This window comes from Chitinophaga pinensis DSM 2588, assembly GCF_000024005.1.
GTDB lineage: Bacteria > Bacteroidota > Bacteroidia > Chitinophagales > Chitinophagaceae > Chitinophaga > Chitinophaga pinensis.
Window position 1 is genome coordinate 5062209 of record NC_013132.1, and the last position, 17285, is coordinate 5079493.

Below are 17285 nucleotides of genomic sequence, written 5' to 3' on the forward strand. Positions count from 1 at the left end.
TTGCCTGGCCTTCGAAATTTTAGAGGCACATGGTCATCCCATACGGACATTTTCCCACCATCCCGTTTTGCGTGATACCATTTCCCCGGTAAAGCCCTCCGTTCCGGCCATGCCGGTTCCGGAAGAGGATACCTTGTTCCCGATACTCCCGATGATACCCACGGTACCCATCGTACCGACGATCCCGGGAGACACGATCGTTCCAGGGGACGTCATTTTACAGGGGGATACCGTTCCGGTCTCCAAGAAATATTCAAATTCCTGGTTCAACCGTATGCGGGTATATCAGGACTCACTCCGTAGCAGGCAATACCGGAATACCCTTATCAGAAAGGTGACCCGTCAGGATGTACCGGAGCCTTCCGGTACGGATAGCAGTATTATCAAGAGTGAACAGTACTTCAAGCCCTTCAGCGGAAAAGTGATCAGAGATATCTATTTCCGTCGGGTAAACGTATTTGGTCCCAGCAATATCAAGGATACGACTTTTTCCACCTCTATGAAACTGGTGCACCTGGCCAACCGCCTGCACTTCAATTCGGAGGAATGGGTGATCCGGCAATTGTTGTTTTTCCAGCAGAATGATACACTCAATCCATATGAAATGTCGGATAATGAGCGTTATCTGCGTAGCCGACCCTTCATTCAGGATGCCCGCTTATATATTATTAATACAGGTCCATCCCCGGATTCCATCGACCTCCTGGTAGTGACCAAAGACGTATTTGAATACGGTTTCGACCTGTCGAGGCTCAGTACCTCGGGTATCAGGGCCAGTGTATCCAATGATAACCTTTTTGGTGCTGGTCAGGGTGTCAAGATAGGTGGATCCTGGAGTGGTAACGATAATCCGCCTTTTGGTTCGCAGGCACGATACACAAAAAACAACATCCTGGGCTCCTTTATTGACTTCTCCGGCGGATATACCACCCTTAATAATATTAATACCCTGGACTCGGGTACTTACGAGGGAACTTACTACTTTGCTTTTGACAGACCTTTATATAAAAGCGGGGCCAAGTGGACGGGAGGCATCGGTTTCAGCAGCAACTACTCTATTAATATGTTCAACCGGCCGGATACGCTGTACCGTGACTACCGGTATAATATCCTGGACATCTGGGGTGGTTATAACATCCTGAAACAGGACAGCCGCAATCCTGGTTCGCGCAGACCCAATCTGGCATTTCTGGTCCGGCATTTTAATCTGCTCTTTACCCAACGACCCTGGCAGGAGGAATATAAGTTAGATCCTGTATATAATAACCACCGCTTTTACCTGGCCCAGGCAGTCGTCTTTCGGCAAGAGTTTTTCAAAACGGATCATTTCTTCGGATTTGGCAGAACAGAGGATATTCCGCTGGGTTATACCGCATCGGCTACTGCCGGTTGGGAGACCTGGAAGGGTAGGACCAGGGGCTATGTCGGACTGGAAGCAGAGAAATTCTGGGTAACCGGTTCAAAGGGGATTATCTATGGACAGGCAGGGATCAGCACTTTTTATCAGAACTACGCTTCAGAGGATGCGATCCTCCATGCGAAAATAGAATACTACAGCCGCGCCTTCCGGTTTGCCGGAGGAAAGCTGCGTCAGTTCCTATACTTTGATTATCTGGGAAATCTGAATAATTACTTTTACAGACCACTGAATATCAACCGTGATCTTGGCGTATGGGGCTATAAGAACGTTCCCCTGAGCGGATATCAAAGATTAAATGTGCGTTCGGAGACGATTTATTATAGTCCGCTGAAATTACTGGGCTTCAAATTTAACTTCTTTACCTCCGTCCAGGCATCCCAGCTTTCCATTAAAAGCAGCAATCTGTTTAAAAACCCGATATATTCCGGCCTGGGCCTGGGATTCAGGTTAAGGAACGAAAACCTCTCGCTGAATACCCTGCGGCTGTCGGCCAATTATTATCCGAATGCGCCATATCCGATGCAGACTGTATTCTGGGAAGCGACTACAGTAGTCGACTTCCGTTTCAACATCTTCTCACTCAGGGCGCCGGCATTTTTACAGTTCAGATGATTTCCGCACTTTAATGATCACCAGTTTAGACGTAGGCGTATTGCTTTTGTCGGCGACACTGTTGAGCGGTACCAATGCATTTGTCTCGGGAAAATAGGTGGCGGTACATTTTTCAGGGATGCTATATTCCACCACCAGGAATTTATGTACGATCCTTTCCTGTCCTTCAAAGTTATTGATCAGGTCAACAACATCATTTGCCTGCAACCCTGCGGCCTTCATGTCTTTTGCATTCATCAGGATCACCCTTCTTTCCTGGTAGATACCGCGGTACCGGTCATCCAGTCCGTAGATCGTCGTATTGAACTGATCATGGCTGCGGATGGTCATCATCATGTATTCGTCCGCTGCCAGTTCCTGTTTGATAATAGTCGCGACGTTGAAATTCGCCTTGCCGGTAATGGTATTAAACTTCCCGTTACGGGCATTATTCGGCAGATAGAATCCGCCGGGCTTTCTGACACGGATGTTATAATTGTTAAATCCGGGGATCACTTTCTCGATATCCTCACGGATGTAATCATAGTGCCGCATGTAGTGTTGCCAGTTAACCTTTGACTGGCTGCCCAGGGTCGCCAGTGCAAGTTTGCAGACGATGACAGGTTCACTCAGCAGCTGATCAGACACCGGCCGTAAATTTCCTTTTGACATCTGAATGACGCCCATAGAATTTTCGCAGGTGACAAACTGTTTTTCACCGTTTTGGAGATCCTGATCGCTTCTTCCCAGCGTAGGCAGTATAATGGCTTCTTGTCCGTGTACCAGGTGGCTGCGGTTCAGTTTTGTAGATACCTGTACGGTGAGCGCGCAATTACGTAGTGCCTGCGCAGTTACTTCGGTATCTGGTGTGGCAGACAGAAAATTACCACCCATTGCGAAGAAGACTTTTGCTTTTCCATCGCGCATAGCACGGATGGCATGTACGGTATCATATCCATGTTTCTGTGGCGGCTCAAAGCCGTATACAGAACGGATGCCTTTGAGCAGCGTCTCCGAAGGTTTTTCATAGATTCCCATAGTACGGTCGCCCTGCACGTTACTGTGTCCGCGTACCGGACAGGTACCTGCGCCTGGTTTACCGACACTACCCTTCAGCAACAACAGGTTCACCACTTCTTTGATCGTGTCAACCGCGTTTTTATGCTGTGTGAGTCCCATGGCCCAGCAGGCCACAATCTTCTTTTTATGCATCAGCATACTGGCGGCTTCTTTTATCTGTTCTATGGATATGCCTGCTGCCTCAGACAAACTTTCCAGTTGTAGTTGACGGATATGCTGTATATAAGCATCATAACCGCTGGTATTAAGGTTAATGAACTGATTATCAAAGACAGACCCTGGTTGTTGCGCTTCTTCCTGGAGCAACAACAGCGCGATAGCCTGTAACAGCGCCATATCACCATTGATCTTTACCTGTAAAAAGAGATCGGTCAGTTGTGTCGGGATATGTAGCATACCCTTTACCGTCTGTGGATTCATGAAGTTGAGCAGTCCTGTTTCCGGTAAGGGATTCACAGAAATGATCTTTACCCCGTTTTTCTTGGCTTTCTGCAGAGCGGTCAGCATACGCGGGTGATTGGTACCTGGATTTTGTCCGAGTATAATAATCACTTCCGCCTGATACAGGTCATCCAGCGTTACAGAGCCTTTACCGATACCCAATGTATCTGATAATGCTACACCACTGGATTCATGGCACATATTGGAGCAGTCGGGCAGGTTGTTGGTACCATATTCCCTTACGAACAACTGATAAAGGAAAGCAGCTTCGTTGCTTGTGCGGCCGGAGGTATAGAAAATCGCCTCATCAGGAGAGGAGAGTACTTTCAGGTGGTGTGCTATTTTACCAAAAGCGTCATCCCAGGAGATGGGCTTGTAATGTGTCGCTCCTGGCGCCAGGTATACCGGTTGCGCCACACGTCCTTTTTTACCGATTTCATAGTCTGTCAGTCCTGCGAGATCAGCGATACTGTTTTTTGCAAAGAATGCGGCATCCAGTTTCTTGCTTGTCGCCTCTTCTGCTACTGCCTTTGCGCCATTTTCGCAATACTCCCCGATAGCAGAACGTTCATCATCCGGATCAGGCCATGCGCAACCGGGACAATCAAATCCGCTTTTCTGATTCAGTTTTAATAAGGCTTTCATGCCGCGTACGGCATCCATTTCATCCAGAATATGTTTTACACTGGAGACCACTGCCGGAATACCAGCAGCGGCTGTTTTAGGTTTGCCAAGACGGACATGTCCTGTAAAATGTTCGGGGTTCTGCGAAGCGTCAGTATGTTCGTTGCTCATGGAAGCTTGTTTCTATTGCGTATTATATATAAACGAAAAGGTAGTCTGTTTATGCAGACTTACTCATTCGCAATAATGATCCTTTGTTCTCCGGTATAGATGTTAAATCGTTGTTGTCTGAGGAAACCTATCAAGGTGATATCCCATTCTGCTGCCATCTTTACGGCCATTCCAGACGGTGCGCCTACAGCTGCAATCACCTTGATACCAGCCATCGCAGCTTTCTGGATCAACTCAAATCCTGCACGTCCGCTGAGTAGCAGCAGGTATTGATCCATCGGGAAAAGCTGCTGTTGTAAAGCGGCGCCGATCAGCTTATCTACGGCATTATGTCGTCCGATATCTTCGCGCATCAGCAATAAGTTCGATGCACCATCAAACAGTGCGGCTGCGTGAATACCACCGGTGTCATCAAACAGCTGCTGTTGTTTTCGCAGCATATCGGGTAGTCTGGTGATCATCGCGGAAGACCATGTAGTAGTGCTGCCAGCTGTCTTCTCTTTCGTAACGGGCGCATAAATCGCAGCAATGTCGGTCTTCCCGCAGACGCCGCAGCCTGCATTCGACACGAAGTTACGCTGACTTGTTTTCAGCACCGGACATACCTGTTCGTGCAGGCTTACGAGTATTGTATTGGTCACCTCACTTTCAGAGCTAATAGCTTTAATATCTTCATTTCCGTAAATGATTCCTTCTGTAAAAAGGAAGCCTGTTGCCAGCTCCGGATCCTGACCCGGTGTACGCATCGTGACAGAGATGCTTTGTTGCTGTCTGTCGGCAGCAGGGCCGTAGATCAGCTGTATTTCCAGCGGTTCTTCTGCGGCGAGAGCGTCTTCTGTTGCAGTAACAATTGTATCCTGTACTCTTGTTATGCGTGTATAAGAAATGGCAGGGTTGGACATGTTGTAAAGTTACGGAAATTAAGGTACGATGATTTTCGTCTGTCTTTGAGTTTGTTTTCAGCTTTTCAGGTTGCTGTCTGGTTGAATACACTGATAATTAGTCTGACGCTATAGGGTTTATTATCATCTCAATTCAGAAATGTCCCCGGTTTACAACAGACACTATTTCCCAAAAGGTTATTGAACAGAGACCGTCCTGTCATAGCGAAGGATTTCAGATGAAGACCCTGGCCTTAGCTCTTGAAGTGCTCATCCGCTTGACAGGGGTTAAATAGTCATTCCCAAGCCAACACGACTTACCCAAGACCCATGTATAAGAACTTCAAAGAGCGTCAGCCCAGAGGTCCCATCTGAAACCGCAGCGTAACACCAGGACCTGAAAAAGAGAATAACAATTATAAACAGGAAAGCCCGCAATCAAGGAAGATAAATGACCATTGATTACATTGACGAGAACAACCAGGAGTTACGGAAGGACACTCTCGCCCAAAAATATTACTGAATGGAAATAATAACGCTTCCAACTGAAAAAGCTCAGATTGAAACGATAATTACTATAACAATTGATAACGAGAAAGAAGGGCAAACCATGAGATAATTAAACAATCTCCAATTAAAGCCCGTATTGAGGAAGAAAGCCGAGGAATAAGAACGCAGAGGGATAAAAAAAGCCGCCTCAAATGAGACGGCTTGGGTAATATTAAAGATCTGTCGTATTGAAAGTGTCACCTTGTTTGACATCACCGGTCTCAAAACCTTTCTTAAACCACTTCATACGCTGCGCAGATGTACCATGCGTGAAAGCATCCGGAACAACATGCCCGGAAGCCGCTTTTTGCAATGCATCGTCGCCAACAGCACTGGCAGCATTCAAAGCTTCTTCAATGTCACCTGCTTCAAGGATGTTCTGCATCTTCTGTGCATGATGCGCCCATACACCAGCAAGGAAATCCGCCTGTAACTCAAGTTTAACGGATAATTTATTGTATTCACGCTCGCTTATCTGAGAACGCATCGCCTGTACCTTGCGACTGGTGCCAAGGAGGTTCTGTACGTGATGACCAACTTCATGTGCAATGACGTAAGCCATAGCGAAATCGCCTGCTACTTTGAAGCGCTGTTCCATTTCATTGAAGAAGCTCAGGTCAAGATAAACTTTCTCATCCGCAGGACAATAAAAAGGTCCCATAGCAGATTGCGCTGCACCACAGCCGGACTGGTCATAGTCGGTATACAATACCATACCCGGATCTTTGTATTGCTTGTTCATTTCGGCAAACAGCTTTTCCCAAACGTCTTCCGTATCTGCCAGGACTGTCGATGCAAACCGGGCAATCTCGTCGCTGTTGTTGGTAACGGTTTTGGATTCTGTCTGCTGGGCACCGCCGGTACCTTGCTGAACGGATTGCAAAGCCTGTTGGGGATCCTGGTTGAATAACAAGGCCAGAACAATGATAATGATACCACCGATACCACCACCGATGCCGATGTTTCTCATTCCACCACCACCGCCGCCACCACGACGGTCTTCTACGTTATCGCTTAATCTTCTGTTTTGCCAGCGCATATTTTATTTGTTTATATGTCGAAAGTACAGAAATTTTAATACCCTTCCATCACAACAATTTCCCTGCCTGATTCATCCGTAGGTAAGGCTTCGTTTTTTTTAATCCCTGCTTTTTTAATAAATTAGGTGAGACTGACACCCTCATTGTTATACCTCTACATCATTGAAGCTATGCAATTTACAGACTTCTGGATCGGAAAAATACAGGCAGACAATTTACCTGAAGCCATTGATGCCGCGGGATTGATCAAATATCTCTCTGTGTTTACGTCGGATGAGCAATGCTTCCATATTATCTTCCAATGGCACGAAACAACGCTCAGAAGGACGAATGACTGGTGGTTTCCCCGCCAGGAACTGTTCAAGCTTATTCAGTTAAAGGTGAATAAGAAAGGACGGTTGACTGAAACGCTGATGTATTGTCTGGAATTGTTGGATACCTCTGAAAAGAAAAGTGTTACGACTGCAGAAGATAGAGTAAATATTCAGATCGATCTGCTGATGCATGGCGGTCCGGAGCCATTAGTGAGCCGGAGAGACCCGCTGGGGATTCTGGTGGTGGAATTTTTGTCTAATATCCGGAGTACGCGGCAGCAGGAGTATTGGACATCCTTTGTGGAACACTGTCTGAATGCAGGCGAGGGCAATATGCCGACTCAGAAATGGTGGAACAGGGCAAAAGGGCTGGTGAACAGGATTGACGCTGATTATTTTATCACGCGGATGAAAGACTGGATTTCTTTTTGCCAGGGTCAGATGATGTCGGTACATGCTGGCAGAAAACAAAGTTTTGTAGACTATAATATCAGCTATCTCAGTGCCATCAACCACAATATGCTGAAGGCGTTTATCTGGTGCGCTGCCATACCAGACAATAAGGTGCTGATGGATCTGCTGGAGGCGTATGCCCCCTGGGCATACAGGAAAAAAGGGAACGCCGGACCATTATCCGCCAAAACCGGTACGGCTTGTCTGTATGCGTTTACCTGTCTGCCTTTTAGTGAAGCACTGAGTAGGATCGTTCGTCTCCGCGGACTGGTCAGACATGCTGCTACATTGAAAAGTATTGACAGAATCCTTCAGGCACTGGCACAGAAATATGGTGTGACGTTGCATGAGCTGGATGAATATATGGTACCGGATTTCGGACTGGATCAGCAGGGGAGTCTGCGGATACCGGTAGGTGATCTGACGGGTGTTTATACCTTGCAGGATTCTGGCAAATCCGCCTTGTCCTGGGAAAAAGATGGGAAAACATTGGGGAAAGGGCCTGCTGTACAGAGTGCTGCGCTGAGGGATTTTAAACGACTGGTACGGGAAATTGATGATACGCTTTCAGCTAATGCGATCCGGTTAGAACGTTCTTTTTTGCGGCAACATCCCTGGCAGTATAGTCACTGGAAAGCGGTTTACCTGGAGCATCCGTTGATGAAAACCTTGGCTAACCGCTTGATATGGCGGTTTCAGACCAAGGAGCAGGATGCGATCGGCTATTGCCTGGATGGACATATTGTGGATCATCAGGGGAAACTGCTGGAACTTATGGCTGATACGCAGGTCACACTGTGGCACCCGATGAATGAACCGGAAAAAACGATAAAAGCATGGCGTAGTTTCTTGTCTCAGCATCATGTTGACCAGCCATTTGAACAGGTGAACAGACAGATCTACACACCCAATAATGAGGAACTGGCGGACTGCTATTACTCTTCCCGTTTTGCCTGTCATGTGCTGAACAGACAGCAATTCAAACAGGCGATTATACAGCGGGGTTGGACCTTACGCCATAAAGCGGAACACAACTGGTCTTATGTGCCGCATATAACGCTGCCTGACTGGGATATCCGGGTAAATTTCTTTGCTGATACAAAAGAGGAGGATTCTGTTATTACGGATCTGCTCAACTTCTATAAAGACGGAGAACCATTGCCATTGAGCGAAGTGCCTCCGGTGGTCTTTTCTGAGATGATAAGGGATATCGGTTTGTTTGTGGCAAAGGCCGGAAGGACTGAATTACATAAGCGTCCTTAATTGTTTCCCAGTACGTTTTCCCTGTATTGTTGCCCTTCTTTTACAATAATTGTATATCCTCTGCTATGTGGTTCTTCTTCCGCGCTGAGCGGGAGTGTGAAGTGAAAGCTGGTGCCCTTTCCGAAGATACTGTTGAACCAGATCTTTCCATTGTTACGTTCAATGAAATCTTTAGACAGCGGGAGACCTAATCCGCAGCCTTTCTCATTCTGCGTACCGCTGGTAGAATAGTAAATATTGGAGAATACTTTCACCTGATCCGTTAAGGCGATACCGATACCTGTATCCTGTACAACGATTTCAATCTTTTCGGGTGACAGCATATAGCTGATACTAACATTTCCTTTGATGGGCGTGAATTTGATAGCATTGCTGATCAGGTTCCGGAGCACAAGACGGATCATATCAGGATCTGCATACACCATAATTGGCCGATGCAGTTCGTGCGTCAACGTTATTTCCTTCTGACGGGCTAAAGATTGCAATAATTCGAATTCATTTTTCAGGATATTGCTGATGTCAAAGTCGTCTGGCGTAACATGAATTCCCTTCATCTGGCTACTGGCCCATTGCAGGAGATTATCCATCATATAAGCCGTGTTTTTTACATCACGCCAAAGTTCATGAGAGAAGATTCTGAATTGTTCTTCTGACATCTTCTCGTCTCTCAGCAGGAACAGCAAACCTTCCAGGATAGCCAGCGGAGAACGCAGATCATGAGAAATAACAGAGAATATTTTATCCTTGACCTGATTGCCGTTGCCAAGCGCGGTATTTTGTTCCAGGATAATCATGTTCTGCTGCTGCACCTGTGTATTCCGGTGATTTAACTGTTTGTAAAGGTCCTGCTGACGTCTGTACATCAGGTATAATACTGCGGTGATGATAAACAGTCCGAGCAGCAGCATACTACAGAAAATCACCAGGATGCGTTGCTGGTGGATGGTCGCTAGGTGCAGTTGTTGTTCTTTACGGAGTAATTTATTCTCGTGCTGTTTCTTTTCAGTTTCGTATTTCTCTTTGGTATTGGCGATGAATTTCGCTTTCTCCAGACTGAACATCTCTTCATTGAGAATGCTGAATTGTCTGAAATTAGCCAGTGCGGCAGCATAATCTCCACGGGCGGAATCCAGAGTGGCCATGTTCTTGTGGTAGACCATGGTATTTTTGGCGTTCTTCAGGGTACTGTTTAGCAGTGCCGCTTCTGACAGATGTTGCTGGGCTTCCTCATAGTGGCGCAGCATGGTGTGTACCAGTCCTATATTCAGGTGTGATTTTACCAGTCCGTTCAGGTGATCGGATTCCTTATAATATTGCTCAGAAATATCAAAATAGGGCAGTGCCAGCGCGTATTTTTTTTGCTGGAGATAGATCAGGCCAATGTTTTCATAAGTAACTGCTAATCCCTGGTGGTCATTTAGGGCCAGTTTTATCTTTTCAGATTCCAGCATAAAATGCAATGCGGAATCCGGCATATTCATCCTGATATAACTACTGCCAATGCTGTTCAGCGTTCTGGCAATTTCACCAGGCTGTCCCAGTGATTGCTTGATACGCAATGCTTTTTTCTGATAATGCAATGCCTGTCTGGGCTGATCCTGTTCTACGAGTATATTGCCGATATCTGTGTTGAGAATCCCTGTAGCGTGCAGATCATTGAGTTCCTCTGCGATTTTCAGGGCATTGATGGTGAGATCCAGTTGTTTTTCGAGGTTACCTTTTCCATTTTCCGACAAAGCGAGGTTGCGGGTGGCCCACATGATACCCTGTTTAAAATGAAGGCTGTCGCTGAGCGCCATTGCGGCATGGGCATACTCCTCCGTCCTGGCAGGGTTTTTAGGGAATGCCCTGCGGGCTTCCTCGTTCAGTAAGCGCACGCGCACAGTGTCCCTTTGGGGATGTGAGGAGAGCTCACCGTTTTGTGCAAAGACGAAATTCGTCCATACACATAATGAGGCCAGATATATAAAAGTATATAAGTTAATTCGGACAATCCGCATAGAGTCTATTTGTCGGCACAAACGTTCTTTAAGGGTAACCTGAATGCTGTGCTAAAATTATAAAAAAAACGGATGCAAATTTTCAAAATCTGAAATATTGTGATTCGTTGTATCTTTCAGTTGGAATATTGCTACTAATGTAAGGAATATATCCGCAGTATTAATTCCATGTATCCGTTGTTTCTTAGCAGGAGTGACTACATTGCGGTTACATTTCATATGTCATTAATTATTTTACAAAATGAAGCCTACGATAACAATTGAATATTGCCCAAAATGCGGATGGATGATGCGTGCAGCATGGATGGCACAGGAACTGTTGACGACCTTCGCAGAGGATATTTATAGTGTGACACTGCAACCAAGTGAGACGAATGGCAGTTATATTATTTATGTAAACGGTGTCGCAGTGATTAACAGGAAGGAATTGGGGCATTTCCCTGAGATCAAGGAAGTTAAGCAGGTGATCAGGGATAAAGTAGCTCCCGAAAAGAGCCTTGGCCATAGTGACCGAAAATAGGATAAAAGTTGTTTCTTTGCATCCCGGATGAGTATGCAAAGAACAATTATTTTTACGACGATATTACTGGCATTTAGCCAGGGACTGGCAGCGCAGCAGCAATTGCAGGATACTGTAAAACCGCAACGGCAGGATACTGCTGTTATACATAAACGCAGTTTCTTTCCTTTGCCTGTAGCAGGATACTCCCCGGAGAAAGGACTGGAAGTGGGCGCTGCCATGTTATATTCCTTTTATACATCGAAAGACCCGGTTCTTCGCAACTCAACTATTAATCTTGTTCCCACTGTTACAACAGAGAAACAGTTCAAAATAGACCTGAAGACAGATATCTGGACAGATGCTAATAACTGGCACTTTAAGAGTAACCTCCGGTATCATGACTTTCCGATCAATTTCTACGGACTGGGTGATACGACCCGTAAGGCAGGCGCAACATTGCTGGATAACAGACGCTATAAAGTACAGCTGGAAGGCGAGCGACGTATAGGAGGTCACTTCTACGCAGGCATGTCGGTATTGTATCAACATGATACCTATAGCAGTAAAGAAACCAAAGGTGTTTATCCGGGAATGACACTGATAGACAAGAATGGCGGCCATGTTACTTTTATCGGAGCGACGGGTATTTATGATAACCGTGACAACCAGAACTATACAACGAAAGGCAGCTGGGTACGGCTGAACGTAGCATTTGCTCCGGCCTTTCTGAGTAAGCATGCACTGTGGAAATTCGACGGTCAGGTGCGTCATTTTGTACCGATCTCACCGAAGAGTACTGTTGGTTTCAACGGATTATTTAACTCTTTACAGGGAAGTGTTTTGCCATTTTATCTCTTACCTGAACTGGGTAATGACCTGATAATGCGTGGCTATTATACTGGCCGTTACAGAGATCAGAATTATCTCGCAGGACAAGTAGAATATCGTTATTTCCTGGATCCTAAGATACCCATCAATATCTGGTTCCTGCATATGCAACCCAAGTTTGCACTGGCTGCGTTTGGCGGCTCTGGTGCAGTATTTAACAACAAGGACATCGCGATGTCGCACCTCAAACCAAGCTACGGAATGGGCGTACGCTGGTTCTACGATGAAGGCGCAAAGCTGACTGTTCGTATTGACTACGCATGGGGAGAAAAACGCACAGGAGAGGAGCGTCAATCCGGATTATACCTCTCTCTGGCAGAGGCGTTTTAAGCTATCTCCACGGGCATTGGGCACGTAAATTGTTAACTGAATAGTAACTATAGTTGATCCAAAAATTCCTTTATGAAAAAAAGTGCAGCCCTATTCTGCGCCCTCTGCGCAATTGTGTCCACCCAAACAATCAAGGCACAGGATGTTAAATCTACGTCTAAGTTTTACGTTAAAGTCACCGGTAGCTATTACTTCAGCGTATTCCCGGGTCAGTTCCCCAAGGTTGGCAGCTACGAGCCACATGATGAACACCTGGTATACAATCCTCAGACCGGTGCCTCAACAACTGTTTCAGAAAAAGTATTGACGGGATCGTATGGCGCTGGTGGGAGGGGAGGACTCTCCTTCGGCTGGAACCTGAATCAATACATCGCTGTGGAAGCCTCGTTTAACTATTACCGTAGTAAGAAAAACCTGATGACACGCGAAGAAACCACGTTGATCAACACCAGCCAGACTGTCGGTAAAGTTGAATCGCACGGATTTGTTGACGCGATTGATTTTGCGCCCGGTGTGGTGATCAGTCCGGGATTCAAAAAAGTCAATCCTTATGTTCGCTTTGGTATGGTCGTACCACTGTGGGGTAATCTGAAGATTGAAACAGATGCCAGCCGCAGCGGAACTGCTACAGTTGGTGGACAGACAGTATTGACACAGCTGACCGTTCACCGTAATGAAAAAGTAAAACCAAACATTACATTGGGTTTCCAGGGTGCTGTGGGTGTTGCTTTTCCAATTGCGAAAAAACTGGATATTATCGTAGAAGCTGAATACCGCAATATTCCGGTACGTAGCAAGGAAAAAGAAGTAACCAGCTATGATGAAACGGTCGCACTGAGAAATCCGGCAACCGGTGCTGTTATCAGTACGCAGCATCGTGGTTTAGATGATCTGTCTACAGCTGAACGTCATACGAAATACGTGACCACGCTTGATCAGAGCTCCAATACACCCGTAGGTCAGCAAGGCGCTGAAGTCAATTACAAGGATGACAACAAGCCTGCGAATGACCTGAAATCTTATATCAATATTGGCGGTCTGGGTGCTAATGTTGGTCTTCGCTGGCGCTTTTAGCCGCTGCGAGGTCACTTATCAGCGTCCGTAAAGTCTTTTCCAGCACAGCATCGGTCAATATTCCTTCAGGATTTATTTTGGTACGTATTACAGGTATGATCAGCTTGTATTCCTCGCGGATATCAGCAGTCATCACAGTTAAAGTCTGTACCAGTGAAGCATGCGCTTTTTCGCCACCCGTAGCAAGCGGAGATGCGCTGATCACCACGGTCGGCTTATGCGTAAACTCGCCTGAAGATACCAGCCAGTCCAGTGCGTTTTTCAGTACGCCCGGTATGCCAAAAGCATATTCGGGTGTACTGAATACAACAGCATCCGCAGCCTGTACCTGCTGCCTGAGATCGGCTACGGTTAAAGGTGCTGTGGATTGTTCCGTATCCAGTTCCGGACTGAAATAAGGCAGTTTATCCAGGCCATCATAAATAGAAAATACCATGTCTGCAGGCGCAATTGCTGCGCAGGCTCTTAATAATGAAGTATTTGAAGAAGCGCTCCGGAGGCTACCGGAGATACCAAGAATCTTGAATGCCATATGTTTCCGTTTAATCCTGTATGCCTAATTTTTATATATTTAACCCCGGTTTTAATTTTGTAACTACCCTGAAGCATTTACACAGATTCCTTTCTAAATATGCTGAATATTTTATCGACAGCGTTCTATTCAAACATTGGTTATGAGATAGGTTAGCCATTCCCATAGGTTCAGCAATTTCATTAAGAAAGTCCTGCGGTTACTTATATCGATAGTGCTCAAAATTGAGACTTTTTTATATTTAGTCCCGGTTTATCCTATGAGTGTTTAAAGAAAAATCATTATCGCTTCAAACTGCGTATATGAGGAAATGGATGCTCTGAGAGATAACGAGGAAAGTTAGTTTATAAAGTGCTTAGACAACAAGAGGTAGTTCAATGCAAATAATTCATCCCGGATGCTAATCAGCTCCGGGATTTTTATATATGTTAATGTTAAATTATCTGGCGCCTGGTGGCTGATAAATTGAATATAGAACGAACAGAATGGCTGACAAGTCTTCTGAACGTGCTCTGTTTACTTGACTTCATATGGGCTTAATATTCGATTTTTAATTATTTCTGGACTGAACAATTGAATGCGAAATGAATGAAACGGCTGACAGGTCATTTCAGGGCTTAACCGTAACTTACAGACAATATTAACTCATATATTGAAGAACTACGTTACAATATGTACTTACGGCAAACATGATGATGTACAGGTATATGAGTTGTCGTTTTATCCAGGAAACTTATGGATGATGCCTGTGGGATTAGCGGTGTTATTTTTATCAATTCTGACAATTTTAAACCGTCTACGCTGGTCATCATGACCTGGTTATAAATATCGAACCGGGTAAATGCTGCCAGCAAACAAATAGACACATAATGGGAACTTATAGCTGCGCGCTCATTTTTGTGTATGTGCGGTTAGGCTATTGCCTTGATTATGTAACAGCTTATTTATAGGCTAATTTATATCCTTATAAGACCCTGTTAATCTAGTTCTATGAAATACTTATAATTTATATTATGTTAAATAGAATTAGGAAGATATTCTCCCACTGTCTGATTTCCCTCTTTTATTGAATTCGCTAAAGGCTCATTTTATGTCTTCGTAAATGAGCTTATTATCACGTATTAGCTGTACACTTTCTTCGTCATTATAAACCTGTTTCAGGTTTGCATAATCTTCTTTAGATATTCATTATCCTTCGTTAATCCTTCGTTCATCAACGTAAGATTAACGAAGGATAATGAATATCTAAAGAAGATCAGACCACAATATAAGCACAGTAAATAACCCAAAACATACTGCGATATGAATCGCCAACTGTGCCATTTATGATCTCTAATCAAATTTAATTACCTGCGCTGAAATGGCCTGACACTATAATCAGTTACTCATAGTTACCAACCCCGCTCCCATGGGATCTGCCCCATGCGCTTTTTGATTTTTGAAATATTGTTGCAAAAATGTAATTTACATTCCTTAAAGACAAGGACACATGGCAAACGAAATGGAAAAACCTGAATTTTGGGAGAAAAGCTTCACTGAGAAGCAGGAAATGTGGGGCTTTGAACCTTCAAAATCTGCGGTATTAACCAATGATTTCTTTCTCGGACATTCGGTAAAAAACATGCTCATTCCCGGCATTGGCTACGGACGAAATGCACAAATTTTCAGAGACAACGGCATCTCAGTTACAGGAATCGAAATATCAAAAACAGCCATCGAACTGGCAAGAAAGCATTATGGTCCGGAGATGACTATTTACCACGGTTCTGTTACAGAGATGCCCTTTGATAAAGTTTTATATGATGGTATATTCTGTTATGGACTGATTCATTTGCTGGACAGTGACGACAGAGCAAAACTGATCCGGGATTGTTATAACCAGCTTACAGAGAATGGATATATGGTGTTCACCGCCATCACCAAAGAAGCCCATACTTACGGCCAGGGTACTTTCATTAGCAAAGATCGTTATGAAATGTTTGGTGGTGTCAGGATGTTCTTTTATGATCGGGAGTCTATCCAGGAGGAATTTGGTAATGCCGGATTATTTGAAGTCACAGAGATAACTGAAAATTATCCGTTTTATTTGATCAAATGCAGCAAGAATGATCAGCAGGTTGTATAAAATGATCTGTCATCCATTTTGTTTATTCTACAATCAATTGTTCAGCTAACAAGTGCTAAATACCCACCTGCAATGGATCTTTCCGGGCGAAGTGAAAGGGATTCAATCCCTTCTATTGATTAAAAGTCTAACCAAATCTTCTGAATTTCATATCAGCTCCTAACTAAAAGATGATCAATCAACATCTTTATACATCTCACTCATACGATCATACGCTCGTTGCAATGCCGCTTCAGCTGCCGCCAGCACCTGCTTATTCAGCTTAGAGGCATGACTGGTTAATTTAAATTTCGCCTGCTGATCCTTAAACTCCAGATGTGCCATCACATCCTTGTCTCCCCAGAAATAATCATAGATAACAGCAACCCCTTCATCACCCGATTCCAAAAATGGCGCTATATTTTTCAACCAACCCAATACAGGCATTATTTCGATATAATTCTCACTGAGGAATAATACATCAAAAGTCCAGGTACCCGCGGCTTCATCCCAGGTTTCTGTTCCTGCTGTCTGCGGATTGTCTTTATACCCCTCCAATATCGCTCCATTGGTCGCAGCATCGAAAAAAGGAATCTCGTCCAGTGTTGATTTTGAATACATTTCACGACTATCCCACCAGGCAGTCCAATCCTGGTCAACTACAGGCTTTATCGGACTAGCCTGGAAAAAACGTTCGAGGTTTTCTTTTCTTGTTTTAATGCTCACATACAGTGAACGCAGTTCTGACATCGGAACTTTGTATTTAAGAGGTTTTGTAATAAAGGAGGTTTTCTCCTGATTTAAACTGAGGGTTAACTATGGGCGTCAGCTTACTGACGTCTGAACTGAGGTTTTTCAAAAAGATTCAGTTCGATGAACAAGGAGTCAAATATGCCACTTACTTATATGTTCATACGCAGTTTGAGGCGATATTGCTTTTCTCTTAACACTCATAGTGATAAACCGGGGTTAAATATATAAAAAAATGTTCCAATATTGAAGCATAATCTCTGTGCGTAATTCCCGAC

Annotated in this window: 12 protein-coding genes; 6 read left to right on the forward strand and 6 right to left on the reverse strand. The window is 44.8% G+C overall.

Annotated features, from left to right (window positions below; all coding sequences use genetic code 11):
- Nucleotides 1-67: 67 nt before the first annotated feature.
- Nucleotides 68-2032, forward strand: coding sequence for a BamA/TamA family outer membrane protein (locus CPIN_RS20220; RefSeq protein ID WP_148230601.1), 1965 nt, complete (start codon nt 68-70; stop codon nt 2030-2032).
- Here the strand turns inward: CPIN_RS20220 and CPIN_RS20225 are convergent.
- The 3 genes from CPIN_RS20225 to ypfJ form a co-directional block, all read right to left on the reverse strand.
- Nucleotides 2018-4327, reverse strand: a complete 2310-nt coding sequence (locus CPIN_RS20225; RefSeq protein ID WP_012791704.1) for an FdhF/YdeP family oxidoreductase — start codon at nt 4325-4327, stop codon at nt 2018-2020. The two genes, CPIN_RS20220 and CPIN_RS20225, sit on opposite strands and share 15 nt — an antisense overlap.
- Nucleotides 4328-4386: 59 nt before the next feature.
- A complete protein-coding gene (gene fdhD / locus CPIN_RS20230; protein ID WP_012791705.1) occupies nt 4387-5229 on the reverse strand; it encodes a formate dehydrogenase accessory sulfurtransferase FdhD in 843 nt (280 codons plus the stop codon).
- 700 nt (nt 5230-5929) lie between these two features.
- Nucleotides 5930-6796, reverse strand: coding sequence for a KPN_02809 family neutral zinc metallopeptidase (gene ypfJ, locus CPIN_RS20235; RefSeq protein WP_012791706.1), 867 nt, complete (start codon nt 6794-6796; stop codon nt 5930-5932).
- Between the two features lie 171 nt (nt 6797-6967).
- Between ypfJ and CPIN_RS20240 the strand changes: the two genes are divergently transcribed.
- Nucleotides 6968-8827, forward strand: coding sequence for a DUF4132 domain-containing protein (locus CPIN_RS20240; protein WP_044219261.1), 1860 nt, complete (start codon nt 6968-6970; stop codon nt 8825-8827).
- Here the strand turns inward: CPIN_RS20240 and CPIN_RS20245 are convergent.
- The gene (locus CPIN_RS20245; RefSeq protein ID WP_187294670.1) at nt 8824-10710 is read right to left on the reverse strand and encodes a tetratricopeptide repeat-containing sensor histidine kinase; all 1887 of its coding nucleotides are present in this window, start codon (nt 10708-10710) and stop codon (nt 8824-8826) included. The genes CPIN_RS20240 and CPIN_RS20245 overlap by 4 nt on opposite strands.
- A gap of 358 nt (nt 10711-11068) precedes the next feature.
- Here CPIN_RS20245 and CPIN_RS20250 point away from each other — a divergent pair, with 358 nt between their 5' ends.
- The 3 genes from CPIN_RS20250 to CPIN_RS20260 all read left to right on the forward strand — a co-directional run bounded on the left by CPIN_RS20250 (nt 11069) and on the right by CPIN_RS20260 (nt 13621).
- Nucleotides 11069-11347, forward strand: coding sequence for an Rdx family protein (locus CPIN_RS20250; protein ID WP_012791709.1), 279 nt, complete (start codon nt 11069-11071; stop codon nt 11345-11347).
- Between the two features lie 33 nt (nt 11348-11380).
- The gene (locus CPIN_RS20255) at nt 11381-12547 is read left to right on the forward strand and encodes a BamA/TamA family outer membrane protein (protein WP_187294671.1); all 1167 of its coding nucleotides are present in this window, start codon (nt 11381-11383) and stop codon (nt 12545-12547) included.
- Nucleotides 12548-12619: 72 nt separating this feature from the next.
- Nucleotides 12620-13621, forward strand: a complete 1002-nt coding sequence (locus CPIN_RS20260) for an outer membrane beta-barrel protein (RefSeq protein ID WP_012791711.1) — start codon at nt 12620-12622, stop codon at nt 13619-13621.
- Here CPIN_RS20260 and CPIN_RS20265 read toward each other — a convergent pair.
- Nucleotides 13593-14153 (reverse strand): NADPH-dependent FMN reductase, encoded by a 561-nt coding sequence (locus CPIN_RS20265; RefSeq protein ID WP_012791712.1) that lies wholly within the window; start codon nt 14151-14153, stop codon nt 13593-13595. The two genes, CPIN_RS20260 and CPIN_RS20265, sit on opposite strands and share 29 nt — an antisense overlap.
- A gap of 1489 nt (nt 14154-15642) precedes the next feature.
- Between CPIN_RS20265 and CPIN_RS20270 the strand changes: the two genes are divergently transcribed.
- On the forward strand, nt 15643-16278 hold the full coding sequence (locus tag CPIN_RS20270; protein WP_012791713.1) for a class I SAM-dependent methyltransferase: 636 nt from the start codon (nt 15643-15645) through the stop codon (nt 16276-16278).
- A 174-nt stretch (nt 16279-16452) separates the two neighbouring features.
- On the opposite strand, the gene CPIN_RS20275 is transcribed toward CPIN_RS20270, so the two are convergent.
- Complete coding sequence (locus tag CPIN_RS20275) at nt 16453-17007, reverse strand: hypothetical protein (RefSeq protein WP_012791714.1); 555 nt, start codon at nt 17005-17007, stop codon at nt 16453-16455.
- Between the last annotated feature and the right edge of the window lie 278 nt (nt 17008-17285).